Raw genomic sequence first — 14116 nt, 5'->3', positions numbered from 1 at the left:
GTCTTACTGGATGCAACAAAAAATCAAATGAATCATCTTCACCTAAGACGCCCAAAATAAATCAAATGAACATATCGTGGACATTTGTCCACGAACGGTGCCTGACACCAAATTTTTAATACTAATCTACTTATTTTTTCTTTGCGTGTTTGCGCATGTCGAAGGCTACTGCGACGATGATGATTAAGCCTTTTACGATGAATTGAATGTATGGGCTTACGCCAAGGAAGGCTAAACCGTAGTTGATGACTTGGAAAATCAGTACCCCTGTGATAACACCAGGGACGGTTCCAATTCCACCTGATAGTGATACACCGCCGACTACGCAGGCTGCGATTGCATCTAGTTCATACATGTTACCTGTGTTGTTTGTTGCACTACCTACACGTCCAGCTTCCAGCGTACCTGTTAAGCCGTATAGAAGACCTGCGATCGTGTAGATGATAATCAGGTTTCTTGCTACGTTTACACCCGAAACCTTAGCAGCTTCTGGGTTTCCACCAATGGCATACATATTTTTTCCAAGCTGTGTTTTATTCCAAATCACCCAAATGATAAGTGATACTACAATGGCATAAATAATGAGATATGGAAATTCATATTGGCCAATTTTTATTCCGCGTTGCGCAAAAGTTGTAAAGGCTTGGCTTAATCCGCCAATTGGCTGCGCACCATATGGCGGGCGGTCAAAATAAATCGAAGTTAGTCCGTAAACACCAATCATCATACCTAAGGTAGCAATGAATGGAGGAACGTGAAATTTTGCTACAATGACACCGTTTAATGCTGAAATGAGACCTGTTGCTACCATCGCAATGACAATCGGAACAATTAACGGTAATTCCGGCAGGTTTGGATACATTCGATAAGCATAATCCCCTGCTTGCAGCATTGAGGCTGATATAACGGCTGCAAGTCCAACCATCCGGCCCGCTGAAAGGTCAGTACCTGCAGTAATTAAGATACCAGCTACCCCAAGTGCGATAATAATACGTGAGGATGATTGACTTAAGATATTAATTAAGTTCGTCATCGATAAAAAGTCCGGAGAAGCAGCGACAATCCCGACGACAAGAAGGATTAAAACTACATAAATTACGTTATCAACAAGCCATTTTGATACGCTTGATTTTTTTGAAGCTTGAGTATTCATATCCATTCCTCCTAATACAAAGCTGCTAATTGCATAATTTCTTCTTGAGATGTTGCGTGAGTCTCAACAATTCCAGCTGCTTTTCCATTACTCATGACTAAAATTCGGTCGGTTACACCCAAAAGCTCAGGCATTTCGGAAGAAATCATGATAATTCCTTTTCCTTCCGCAGCTAATTGGTTAATGAGTTGATAAATTTCAAACTTTGCCCCGACATCAATTCCCCTAGTTGGTTCATCAAGCAATAAAATATCTGGTTTTGTTAGCAGCCATCGGCCAATAATTACCTTCTGTTGGTTACCACCTGATAGACTTCCAATCGATGTCTTTTGAGAAGGTGTCTTTACCTTCATGGAGTCAATTACCCACTGGGTATCATCGGCGACTTTGCGGTCAGATAAGAATCCGCTTTTTGTTTTATATTGCTTCATGTTAGAAATGATCGAGTTAAAGCTAATGCTTAGTTCTGGGAAAATACCGGTTGATCTTCTTTCTTCCGTCACAAGGGCAAAGCCATTTTTGATGGCCTGCTGCGGTGAATGGTTTTTAACTACCTTGCCATTTAATTCAATCGTTCCTGATGTTAGCGACCTCATCCCAAATAATGCTTCAACCACCTCGGTACGTTTCGAGCCAACCAATCCGGCAATACCTAAGATTTCGCCTTTTCTTAACTCGAAGCCGACATTAGAAAAAGAAGGCTGTGTTTCTGCAGTCAAATCAGATACTTTCAATATTAATTCCCCTGGTTTGTTTATTTTTTCAGGGAACCGTTGTGAAAGGTCACGTCCTACCATCAATTTAATAATTTCATCGGTTGTTAGATCCTTCGAACTTTTTGTTGCTATATACTGACCATCACGCATGATTGTTACTTCGTCAGAAATCTTTAAAATTTCCTCCATTTTGTGTGAAATATAGATAATCGCAACGTTCTCACTTTGAAGCCTTTTGATGATTCTGAACAGATGATTTACTTCCGTCTCTGTTAGAGAGGAGGTTGGTTCGTCCATTACTATAATTTTAGAATGATAGGAAACAGCTTTTGCAATTTCCACCATCTGCATTTCGGAAACAGAAAGCGTGCTCACCTTACTACGTGGATTAATACTGATATCAAGACTTTTAAAAATAGCTGCAGTATCTTCGTACATTTTCTTCTCATCAATGAAAATGCCCTTTTTCGGATAACGCCCCAGCCAAATATTGTCCATAACATTCTGTTGACGTACCTGATTTAGTTCTTGGTGCACCATGGAAACTCCGTTTTCGAGGGCTTGCTTCGAATTGGCAAAGGAAACTTCTTTCCCACCAAAAAGAATTTTTCCTTCATCCATCGAATAAATGCCGAATAAGCATTTCATTAACGTCGATTTTCCTGCACCGTTTTCGCCCATTAAGGCATGTACCGTTCCAGGCTTTACTTTTAGGGAAACATTGTCTAAAGCGAGTACCCCTGGGAACCTTTTTGTTATATTCAGCATTTCTAGTAAATTCGTTGTTCTTGATTCTGACATGAGCGAACCTCCTCTGAAACCATTTAAAAAAGGATGAGAGCTCCATGGGATGCTTCTCAAACTTTTAAAGAGAGTAATAATTTTTTTGCGGTATCCAGCTCCAAATATTTGGAGTCTTACCCCGAACGAAGGAAAAGCGTCCGCTTTTCCTTTGTTCGAAGAGCGCCTAAGGGCTGATTCCAGCCCCTGGACAAGGCGCTTCTGCTTTTCTTACTGTCTAGCTCCAGCGCCTAGGGGCTCGGGGTCATAAGCCAATCCGTCAAGAAGGTCAAAGAGCAACCTTCTCGCCGGCTCGTCTTATGCCTGTCGCCCCTGGACAGGCGCTTCTGCTTTTCTTACTTATAAGCGTCTCTACCAACTTGGATATTATCTTTTGTTACTTCGATGTAAGGAACACGAACTGCTTTATTATCGTCTAGCTTCCACTCAGTTCCGTCTAGTACATCTTTGCCATTTGCTGCATTTGCTGCTAGCTCGATCGTTGCGCTACCTTGGTTTTTCGCATCATTTAAGATGGAACCAACCATTTTACCATTTTCAATCATTTCAAGTGCTTCTGGAATCGCGTCAACACCTACAACAGGCATGAACTTGTCGCCGGAGAAGTAGCCTGCTTTTTCAAGAGACGCAATTGCACCTAATGCCATACCATCGTTGTTGGCAATAACGAATTCGATTTTGTCATTGTATTTTGCAAGCCAAGCATCCATTTTTTCAGTTGCTTTCATTGCATCCCACATCGCCGTATCCATAGCTAATTCTTCCACTTGAATTCCTTTTTCTTTGACAGTATCCACTGCAAATTTTGTACGAGCTTCTGCATCTGGGTGTCCTGGTTCACCTTTTAGTAAAACGTATTGAAGCTTGCCATCTTTGTTTTTGTCATATTTATCTTTGTTAGCTTCCCAAGCTTTTGCAATCAGTTCACCTTGAAGTACACCTGATTCTGAAGATGTTGTTCCAACATAGTAAGCTTTATCATAGCCTTTTAATACACTTGCATCAGGCTCTTTATTAAAGAAGATAACAGGAAGATCTTTTGCTTTTGCTTTGTCCACAATGGTTTGCGCTGCTTTTGGATCAACCAAGTTAATTGCTAGAGATTTTGCTCCTTTAGCAATTAGGGTATCAACTTGTTCAATCTGTTTTGCTTGGTCGTTTTGGGAGTCATTTAGCATGAGCTTTACTTTATCTTTTGCTGAAGTCTCCATTGCACGGCGAACATAGGACATGAAGTTGTCATCAAATTTGTAAATAGTTGCCCCAACTGCTGGAAGACTGTTGTCCTTGCTCTTTCCAGAATCTGTACCGCTTGTTGAATCACTGCATCCTGTTGCTAATAGAATACTAGATGCAACTGTTAAAGATAGAATTAGACCTTTTTTCTTTTTAAACATGTTGTCATTCTCCTTTTACTATTTAGTAAAGACTCTGGTAAGGCAGCAGAACCGCTCCACTTAACCTTGGTGTAAGCCCTTACACTTATGTTAGCACGGGGGGATTCGCTTCAATAGGTCAAAAGTCTAGCATTAATTTGTGATTACCTAGACTTTTTTGCAAACGCTTTATTTTTTATAAAAAAAAATGAGAACAATCCACTACGACGGATTGATCCCATTAGATAAATAATATTAACCTACTGTTACTTTACGAAATTCTGTTGGCGATAAGCCTGTATGCTTTTTAAACACGCGGCTAAAATAGTTTGGATCCTTGTAGCCAATCGAATAGCATATTTCCTTCAAGCTTTTTCCTGGGTCAACCATTTCAGCTTTGGCATGCTTGATTCTTATTTCCGTCACATAATCAATAAAGGTCATCCCAAAACGATCTTTAAATAATTTGCTAAAATAATAGGGACTAAGCTCCACATATTCTGCCACTAATTCCAATGTAATCGAAGCTGCATAATGGTTTTCGATATATTCCTTTGCCTTATGGAGCATGCCCTTAGCGTGATTGTTTCGCCACACCTGGACATGATGAACGACGGCTAATAAATGGGCCTTTCCTTTTTCAAAAATTGCCATAATATCCTCAGACTCATCCACTGCAGGTGTTCGTTCATAGCTTATACCTAAATCATGGAGCATTCGGGAAATAAGAATAAACAATTCATCAAATGGCTTTTTAACTAGTGACCCTTTTATTTTCTTATCATCTGCCAGCATCGTTGCAAACGATTCAAAGATGAATAAGACCTGATTGACATCTCCCTGCCGGACAGCTTCTAATAGTTTCTTCTCAATCTCTAACACCCCTGATTGAGAAGGGAGTTCAGTAGACCCTTGTTTAACTGCAAATAAATATTTTCGATTTGGAGTTTTTACAAGGTGCTGGAGGGCCATTAGCGCTTCATGATAAGATTTATTTAGTTCATGTGCATGGTTATAAGGAAGACCGACCCCAATCCTTAGGTCCGCATCCAAGTATTTCTTTTCAAAAAGACTGTTCAGACCATCGATGACCGCCTGCGCATTGGTTTTAAATTGGACCTTTTCCGTCGCTTTTTTACAGAGGAACAAAACAGGTACCTGTGCGTCAGTTAACGGCCCAACCATCATTTCCTGTTTCTTCACGACAGAATTAAGGGTATCCTTAAGCCATAAATACCAGTTCTGTTTTTCAACTGCTGAAAGTTCCGTCATACCTCGAGGCCGCAGTGAGAAAAGCATGATATACCCTGAAGTAATTTCAACCCCAAGCAGCTGCCCCCATTCATCAAAGGTAATATCCTGAACTTGATTAACTAATACCGATGATACCCATTCTTTTTGCGCGATCGATACGGCACGATCCAGGTTTTGGCGCAAATTTTGCTGCTCTTCCCGCTGTTTACTCTCCTCTAGGATTTCACTAGAAACGCGCTCTAATGCGGCAAGAATATCTTGTTTTCTGCTGGGTTTTAAGATGTATTCCTTAACCCCCTGCTGCATTACTTCCTTTGCATATTCAAACGTATTAAAGGCAGAGACCATAATAAACCGAATTCCAGGGTCGATTTTTTTTATCGCTTTGACAGCTTGAACGCCATCTATTCCCGGCATTTTTATATCCATAAAAATGATATCAGGCCGACGTTCCATGGCCATTTCAATTGCCTTTCTCCCATTGGGGGCTTCTCCAATGACGATTACGTCCATGGATGAACGGTTAATGATCTTCGTTAATGCCGTCCGCTCCAAGACTTCATCATCCACAATAAGAATTTTCAACAAGGCCTTTTCCCCCTTTGGTAACGTCAGGAATCGTAAGTCTAAAATTGGTTCCATGGTCCACTTCTGATTCAATTTCAACAATGTCATTTCTCTGATAAAAAAGCTGCAGCCTTCTGATCACATTTTTCACACCAATACCAGTTGACTGTCCTTTTGATTTTTCAGCTTCGTATCTTTCTTCTGGTTCGATACACTCTACATATTTGAGCAATCTATTCTTGGTGAAATCGTCCATTCCCGTACCGTTATCAATGACTTCGACGTAAATCTGATGATTATGCCTGTATATATGAAGACGGATGATCCCATTTTCTTCGTAGGATTCTACCCCATGCATGAAAGCGTTTTCGATTAACGGCTGAAGAATTAAACTAGGAATTTCAATATCTAAACAATCATCCTCGATGTCGGTCACAAATTGAATCCGTTCCCCAAAACGTGTTTGTTGGATATAAAAATACTCTTGAACAATTCTCACTTCTTCTCTTAGCGTTGAGGCCTTGTCGAAATCACTCAAGTTATACCTTAGTATGGCAGCAACAGCTTCTATTAATCTTGTAGTCTGCTCCGCTTCTTCCAAATAGGCCATTTTTGAAACCGTATTCAATGTGTTGAATAGGAAATGAGGATTGATTTGATTTTGGAGACTCTTTAACTCCAATTCTTTTAATAACTTATCCAACTCCCCTTGTTGTTTGATTTCCGTTACGAGCTGTCTAAGGTTCGTACGCATTTGGTTAAAAGTTTCTGTTAATGGCTTTAGTTCATCCTTTGTCGTAATTTTTATATCATCACCTGCTAAGTTTCCAATGGAAATCTCCTTAGCTGCATGTGATAACAGTCTAATTGGCTTCGTAATCCCGCCGGAAATCCATAATGCTAACAAAGTGCTTAGAAAAAAAGCAGCTGCAAAAAGGGAAATCGACATGAGCTTATAATAATGGTTTTGGTGCTCCATTTGATCATAAAATTTTTGATAGTCCGTCAGCTTATTGTTTAAAAGCGCAAGAGTGCTTTCTTGAAGGAATGAGTTTATTTTCAATACTTCATTAAAATGACCCGAATATTGATTAATCTCGTCCTGCTTAAAAGCACCAACAGTTGCATCGCCCTCATCCAAAAAACTGTCAATCATATTTTTATAATTTGTAAGCGTAACCTCATTCGTATTGATTACTTTATAAAGCCTTTTCTGGTCCTTAATAAGCTTTAGTTTTTCTTTCCGATAGTCTTTTAAGAAGGATTCATCCTTATCTAAAATATACCCATGAAGCTTTTCCGTAAGTAAATTGGATCTTTGCGAAATATCATTAAGCAAAAGAAATCGTTCAAAGCTGTCATCATATTCCGTCACCAGCTTTTCACTGCTGTTATAAAAAAAGAACCCGACCGAAGATAACAAAACTACAAGGACAATGAAATAAAGCAGCAATTTTGATCTAATCCGAAATAGCATCATTCATGCTCCCCCATTCTGCCATTATTCACGGATAAATCGCTTATTCTCAAAATTCGAGTATCCGTATGGACAATAGGCGAAACCTTTTTCCCCTCAATTAGATCAATCATCATTTTTACTGCCCCATAACCCATTTGAAATGGTTCCTGGACAACGGTTGCCTTAATGGTTCCCTTTCTTATCAACTTAAGCGTTTCCGGTAGTGTATCAAAGCCAATAATATAAATTTGATGCTGTTTTTTATATTTTTCGACCACTTGGGCAATCTCGATGCCATCCAAGGCACTTGTCCCAAAGAACGAGTTGACCTCAGGGTGTTCCTGCAAAATTTGGTTGGCCTTTTCCGCTGCTTTCACTCTGCTAATCTCTGACTCTTCCACAGCAATGATATGGATTCTTTTTTCTGCTTTTACAGCATCCTGAAATCCCTTAACTCGCTGCTGCATATGATTCGCATAAAAGCTCCCTGTAATAATCGCTACATTGGCATTACCCTTTGTATCCGCTATCAAAGCTTTCCCTGCTAAAAAGCCGGAATAATAATTATCCGTTCCAATATAGGCCAGCCTTTTACTGTTCGAGGTGTCCGTATCGACCGTGATAACAGGGATTCCCTTCGCTACGACCCGATTAATAAGCGGAGTAAACTGTTCGTCACTCAATCCCTGTGTAATGATCCCATCAACCTTTGAAGCAGCTGACATTTCAATTGTTTTTACATGATCATCAATATTTGCCTGCTTCGGCCCAGCATATTCCAGCTGAACACTATATTTCTCTGCTGCCTTCTTTGCCCCTTTTTCTACAAGCTTCCAATATTCATTATCTAACTCTTCCGGAACAAGAATAAGATGGTAGCGATACTTTTTTACTGCGCTTTCCTCTTTAGGTAAGTGGTGGGTAACGATCTTATATCCGTAAAAGATTGAAAGTGAGCAACTGACAAGAAAAAACAAACTTCCTACTGTATAGGCAACGATGGATAACTTGCTCATATAACATCCCCAATCCCCAATCATAGTTAAGCCTATTATACGGAACATAGCAATAATCGACAATCTCCCATAATATGAAAATGTTTTGACTACCATTTCAATTGGAATTTCATTTTTAACCAATAGCTATGTTAAAATTGGCTGTTGATTTCCGCGCCAGGCGCTTCGCTTTCCGCGGGCGGTCCGGTGAGCCTCCTCGGCGCAAAGCGCCTGCGGGGTCTCACCTGCCCCGTCCTCCCGCAGAAGTCTTCGCGCCTTCCGCTCCAATCAACATGGCTATAAAATCAACAATGACCTTTAACATAGCCTTTCCAATAAAAAACAGCCTCCATTCACTTTCAATGAGGGCTGTTCACCAATATCTTTTTTAGGATTTATTTGGTAAGTGGTTCAAAATCAACTTTAGGTGCCAATGCCTCGTTAACCTTTTCAACAACCATATCATGGTCTACCGTAAACGTTGCTGTTCCTTTAATGTCTTCTGAGGATGCCCCAACTTTTACTGTATATGTGCCTTTTTCAAGAACCCATGCATTTTTCTCTTCATCGAAGGAGGCAAGGTCTTTGGCATTTAGATCGAATTGAAGCAGTTCACGTTGATGGGGCTTAAGGTCTCTTGTTTTACCAAAGGCCTTTAGTTCAACTGCAGGTTTCGCAAGCTTTCCATCTGGGGCGGAAACATAAACTTGGACGACCTCTCTTCCAGGGAGCTTGCCCGTATTTTCCACCATAGCAGATACCTTAAGCTTGTCCTTAAATTTCTTGCCTTCGCTGATATTTACATGGCTAAGCTTGAAGCTTGTATAGGACAATCCATAACCAAATTCATAGGCAGGCTTCACATTGAACGTGGTATTGTATCGATAGCCGACATAAATGTCCTCGTTATAGACTACTTGTGTTGGATTCCGCACAGGTGTACCAGGGAAGCTATTTGCCGATGCAACATCGCTGTATTTTACAGGGAAGGTAGCTGGCAGTTTTCCGGACGGATTGACTTTACCGGAAATAACATCAGCTACAGCATAACCTGCTTCTTGGCCTGGCTGCCATGCTAAAAGAATAGAGTCAACCTTATTGCGCCAGCTTGCAACCTCAATAGGTCCGCCAATATTCAAAATAACAGCCACTTTTTTACCTTGCTTATGGTACTCTTCTGAGACCTTTGTAATCATGTCTTCCTCTGCATCGCTTAGAAGATAGTCCCCTTTGACCACTTTACGGTCCGCACCTTCTCCTAAATTTCGGCCAATAACGATGATACCAATATCCGATTCTTTGGAAGCAGCGGCAATTTCGTTATCTGCTAGTGGCTTTTCAGGAATGGCAGGGATTAACTTGCCAAAATCCTCCCCCCATGGACTTGGTTTAATTTTATATTCCTCCTGCGAGCGCAATCCATCAATATATGTCTTATATTCCTGAAATTCGTTTTGATTTAATTGGTAACCAGCACTTTTTAAGCCATCTGCAATCGAGGTAGTGTAAGCTGCATTAACATCACCGCTTCCTGTTCCACCTTTAACCGTTTCAATTTGTGTATTGCCAAATAACGTGACCTTTTGATCCTTACTGATTGGCAGCGGCATATTGTCGTTCTTTAAAAGAACCATCCCTTCTGCAGCTGCTTTTCGAGCTGTTTGTGCATGAGCAGCTAAGTCAGGCTTGTCTGAGTTTTGGTACTTTTTAAACTCAGGTGTTTGTATGACTATCTGGAGAATGTTCTTAATATTGCGGTCAAGTACTTTTTCGTCCAAATTTCCACTTTCAGCAGCTGCTTTAATTAAATCGGATTGGGACGACGCACCCGGCATAATCATGTCATTGCCAGCCTTCATTTGTTCTACCGGATTATCCCCGCCAAACCAGTCTGTCATGACAAACCCTGTGTAGCCCCAGTCCTTACGCAATACCGTTGTTAACAAATCCGCATTTTGGGAAGTGTATGTTCCATTAAGTTTGTTATAGGAACTCATAACGGACCATGGATGGGATTCCTTAACAGCAATTTCAAAACCTTTTAGATAAATTTCCCTTAATGCTCGTTCTGAAACAATGGTATCAATGCTATTCCTGTTTGTTTCCTGGTTATTAGCAGCAAAGTGCTTGATTGTAGCGCCAACGCCGTTGGATTGTACCCCATTTACCATCGCTGCAGCTATTTTCCCTGAAATTAATGGATCCTCTGAATAATATTCGAAGTTTCGTCCGTTCAACGGATTACGGTGAATATTGAGTGCCGGTGCTAATAACATATCGACACCATATTCTTTCACTTCATTTCCCTGGGCTTTACCCACTGCTTCTGCAGTTGCAGGATCCCAAGTGGAGGCCAGCGATGTCGCAATCGGGAAAGCGGTTGCATAATATGTTTGAGTTTGACCTGGTCTTGTCGGTCTGATTCTAAGTCCGGCCGGTCCGTCAGCGAACCTAAGCTCAGGAATACCTAAACGAGGAACTCCAAACGTACCGCCTACAGCTCCAGTTACTTCAAATGGAGGCATTCCCCCGAATCCTGGCATCCCTACACCCACTACAAATTTTGCTTTTTCCTCTAAAGTCATGGCTTGAATCACATTGTCAATGGAAGCCGCATCTGTTAAGTAAGGTGCTGTAGTCTGTAGTGTAGTAGTTGGGTTTTGTTGTACGGTTGATGAATTTTGACTCTGAGCGGATGCAATGTCAAAGGTGAGTCCTGAGAGAAGTAATGAAGATGTAAGAGTAAAGGCTAGTAATTTTGACTTTTTCTTCTTCTTTAGTCTTTTTAACATAATTCAAATTCCCCCATCTAATTAGTCTGAACTTTTTACACTTGTAAATTAAAACGCTTTCATTGGTGGTTTAACTTGAATTAAGATTCAGACTATTAATAATTTTCTGCATTACGCTGCCTCTTGTAACTTATTTAATTACACTTTACATGTTAACTTCTAGAATATAAGGGTTTTCATTTGAAAAAGGGGTTGTTAGGTGTGAAGAGTTATTACAAAGATCTAAGTTCATCCATGTTTAGTCTGATGTTATTGTCATCAGGTTATTCACAAGTACTAGCAGAGGAACAGCCGCCATTACAAGTTAATGCTGGGGCGGATAATGATGGCCGTTATGATTATATTTCCTTTCAGCTTAGGGGCTCTAGCCAAGGAAGTTAGGACGCAGCCAACATCTTATCGTACTGTTACGGAGATTGAAGATTGGGGAGCGTCCATTACAAAAGTAATCATCGATGTAGGCCGGCCGATTCCAAAGGACTCCGTAACAACAGATACGTTCAATGTACATGTTGTTAGAAGTGACAACATGTTAAAGACGTCCATAAATAGATTTCCCGCAATCATATGTAGTGATAAGGAGAATGACTTTTTCATAAGCAGGTATTACTTTAATAATAGTAGAATAGGAGCGGTAGCCTCTATAAAAATCTTTACTATAGTTGACTAGATTTGGGATGCTATAGGATAAAATTTAGCAACTATTACATAAAAAACTCACCAAATTTTTTTGGTGAGTTTGTTTTTTAAAAACTGCTATTCCTAATGATAAGATCGGTTGCAATGAATATTTTTTTGGCTGTTTTTCGGCCTGCAATTCTCTCCAAAATGGTGTCAACGGCGGTTTCACCCATGATTTCGGTATACACTTTAACCGTACTTAACGCTGGATAGACATATTTGGAGATACTGATGTCATTCACACCGATGATGTTAACCCGTTCTGGAACAGAAATTCCTGCCTCCAGTATAGCCCGCAATGCCCCAACTGCAATCGAATCATTACCTGCAAAAAAGGCGGTTGGCAGGTTGTCCCCATGTTCATCAATCGCCTTTTTCATCATGGCATGACCATCATCGGCCGAGAAGGTTCCTACGTACATAAAAGTTTCAAAGGGCATCCCTTTACCTGTTAAATAGCGCTTGAACGCCAATTCCCTTGGGTCTTCTATGATGGAAGTTTTATCTTTAAACACTTCTCTTCCGCCGATATAGCCGATTTTCTCATGACCCTTCTTCATAAAATGATCAAGTACCTTTATTGTTGCCCTTTCAAAGTCAATGACGATCGAATCAAACCGATCTTCGTCTGGTGAGGTGTCCACAAAGACAATATTTTTGGTTATCTTAAGCAGCTCATTCACTTGCTTCTTGCTAAATTTCCCAATCGCAATCAGCCCTTGAATATCGTCTTCCTTCAAATCCTCATAGTTGTCTTGAAAATATTTGGCCACTTGAATCCCTTGCTGTCGGCATTGGTTTTCAACCCCAAGCCGGATCGACATGTAATACAAATCTTCCAGTTCTTCTTTTTCGGTATACCATTGCAGGAGAGCAATTTTCCCCGAATCCTGCTTGCGGGCTGGTTTCTTTTTATACGATAATTCCTCTGCCACTTCGAAAATTCTTTTTTTAGTTTCATCGCTGACAGAAAGTGTCGTATCATAATTCAAAACACGGGATACAGTGGCGATCGATACCCCTGCCATTTGTGCAATATCTTTGATGGTAGCCATTAATCAATCTCCTAATGTATTAGCAAAAAAACGATACACTGTTTTGGAATAGTATACTTCCTCCGGGTTTAAAATAACAGAGGGGAACCCCGGGTGATGGATAGCATCTGGAAATCCTTGCGTTTCAAGACAGACACCCAAATAGTTTCTTGACCTGACACCTGCTATAGAATAGGGACCTTCTAATTGGTTCCCTGTATAAAGGACGACGCATGGCTGGTCTGTCGAAACAAGCAGCGAACGGCCGCTTTCCTCATCACTAAGCATGATTGTATTTTCACCCTTTTTGGTAAAAACAAGTGGGTGGTCATACCCATTACCAACAAGCACATTTTGTGGATGAGTCGAAACCATCCCAGAGCGTAACCTTCTGCCATGCTTAAAATCAAATGGGGTATTTTTGGTATCTATCATTTTACCAGAAGGGATAAAACCTTCGCCCAGTTCTAAAAACTGATCACTTTCTAATTGGAGAATGTGTTCAGAACAATCTCTTTTTACATTTCCACTCAAGTTAAAATACGAGTGATTCGTTAAGTTGACAACTGTTTTTTGATCCGTTTTTCCTTCAAAAGTAATATCGAGTTCATTTTTATTGTTTAGAATATAGGTAACAGTGGTGTCTAGATTACCAGGATAGCCTTCGTCTCCGTCTGGACTATGATAAAAAAACTTCAAACCGACTGCATTATCTACTTCTATTACTTCAGTTTTCCAAATCACAGAGTTAAAGCCCTTCTTGCCGCCGTGTATATGATTGGGATAATCATTGTCTGCAAGCAGGTATTCTTTTCCGTCCAACTCAAAGCTGGCGCCTTTAATTCTTCCAGCAACTCGGCCCACAACTGCACCAAAATACGGAGACCATTCTGTGTAATCTTCGAAGTTTTCAAATCCAAGCACTACATTTTCAAAGTTTCCATAACGGTCAGGGACGATGATTTTAGTAATCACACAACCATAATTAAGGCAAGAGACCATCATGCCGTAATCATTGACTAAGGTATACTCAGTAACGGACTCACCCTCGTAACTGCCAAATATTCTATCTACTATTTTCATCGATTTATCACTCCATATTTTTCAGAAGGTATCTAATTTATTTCTTTTTAAAAAGCTCGGGAAATCAACAAAGTTCTCGGCCTATTATGTTTTTTAAAGGCTCTGTTAAACTGGGCTGTTGATTTCCACTCCAGGCGCTTCGCTTTCCGCGGGCGGTCCGGGGAGCCTCCTCGGCGCTAAGCGCCTGCGGGGTCTCCCCTGCCCC

The 14116-nt window shown here is 40.5% G+C and carries 11 protein-coding genes; 2 read left to right on the top strand and 9 right to left on the bottom strand.

The genetic code is table 11. From position 1 onward, the window contains the following. Positions 1-130 precede the first annotated feature (130 nt). The 7 genes from mglC to AB7942_RS29220 form a co-directional block, all read right to left on the bottom strand. Positions 131-1153 carry a galactose/methyl galactoside ABC transporter permease MglC gene (mglC, locus tag AB7942_RS29250; RefSeq protein ID WP_088085227.1) on the bottom strand — a complete coding sequence of 341 codons (1023 nt, stop codon included), beginning with the start codon at positions 1151-1153 and terminating at the stop codon, positions 131-133. 11 nt (positions 1154-1164) lie between these two features. Further along, positions 1165-2670, bottom strand: coding sequence for a galactose/methyl galactoside ABC transporter ATP-binding protein MglA (gene mglA, locus AB7942_RS29245; protein ID WP_369449584.1), 1506 nt, complete (start codon positions 2668-2670; stop codon positions 1165-1167). A 335-nt stretch (positions 2671-3005) separates the two neighbouring features. Next, positions 3006-4067 carry a galactose/glucose ABC transporter substrate-binding protein MglB gene (mglB, locus tag AB7942_RS29240; protein WP_088085225.1) on the bottom strand — a complete coding sequence of 354 codons (1062 nt, stop codon included), beginning with the start codon at positions 4065-4067 and terminating at the stop codon, positions 3006-3008. Between the two features lie 234 nt (positions 4068-4301). Next, the gene (locus AB7942_RS29235; RefSeq protein ID WP_369449583.1) at positions 4302-5888 is read right to left on the bottom strand and encodes a response regulator; all 1587 of its coding nucleotides are present in this window, start codon (positions 5886-5888) and stop codon (positions 4302-4304) included. Next, positions 5863-7344 carry a sensor histidine kinase gene (locus AB7942_RS29230; RefSeq protein ID WP_483310947.1) on the bottom strand — a complete coding sequence of 494 codons (1482 nt, stop codon included), beginning with the start codon at positions 7342-7344 and terminating at the stop codon, positions 5863-5865. The genes AB7942_RS29235 and AB7942_RS29230 overlap by 26 nt, the downstream gene beginning before the upstream one ends. Continuing rightward, positions 7344-8342 carry a sugar-binding protein gene (locus AB7942_RS29225; protein WP_369449581.1) on the bottom strand — a complete coding sequence of 333 codons (999 nt, stop codon included), beginning with the start codon at positions 8340-8342 and terminating at the stop codon, positions 7344-7346. The genes AB7942_RS29230 and AB7942_RS29225 overlap by 1 nt, the downstream gene beginning before the upstream one ends. 374 nt (positions 8343-8716) lie before the next feature. Beyond that, complete coding sequence (locus tag AB7942_RS29220; RefSeq protein ID WP_369449580.1) at positions 8717-11113, bottom strand: beta-glucosidase; 2397 nt, start codon at positions 11111-11113, stop codon at positions 8717-8719. Between the two features lie 201 nt (positions 11114-11314). On the opposite strand from AB7942_RS29220, the gene AB7942_RS29215 reads away from it, so the two are divergent. Both AB7942_RS29215 and AB7942_RS29210 read left to right on the top strand, forming a co-directional pair. Then, complete coding sequence (locus AB7942_RS29215; RefSeq protein ID WP_369449585.1) at positions 11315-11494, top strand: hypothetical protein; 180 nt, start codon at positions 11315-11317, stop codon at positions 11492-11494. Beyond that, positions 11421-11783 (top strand): hypothetical protein, encoded by a 363-nt coding sequence (locus AB7942_RS29210; protein ID WP_369449579.1) that lies wholly within the window; start codon positions 11421-11423, stop codon positions 11781-11783. Before AB7942_RS29215 ends, AB7942_RS29210 begins: the two co-directional genes overlap by 74 nt. A gap of 76 nt (positions 11784-11859) precedes the next feature. Here AB7942_RS29210 and AB7942_RS29205 read toward each other — a convergent pair whose 3' ends face one another. Together AB7942_RS29205 and AB7942_RS29200 are read right to left on the bottom strand one after the other, a co-directional pair. Further along, positions 11860-12849: a LacI family DNA-binding transcriptional regulator gene (locus tag AB7942_RS29205; protein ID WP_369449578.1), complete on the bottom strand. Its 990-nt coding sequence runs from the start codon at positions 12847-12849 to the stop codon at positions 11860-11862. A gap of 3 nt (positions 12850-12852) precedes the next feature. Continuing rightward, positions 12853-13911 (bottom strand): aldose epimerase family protein, encoded by a 1059-nt coding sequence (locus tag AB7942_RS29200; RefSeq protein ID WP_369449577.1) that lies wholly within the window; start codon positions 13909-13911, stop codon positions 12853-12855. Positions 13912-14116: the final 205 nt, after the last annotated feature.

Source organism: Neobacillus sp. BF23-41 (assembly GCF_041106275.1).
This window is presented reverse-complemented; position numbering and strand designations above follow the sequence as displayed.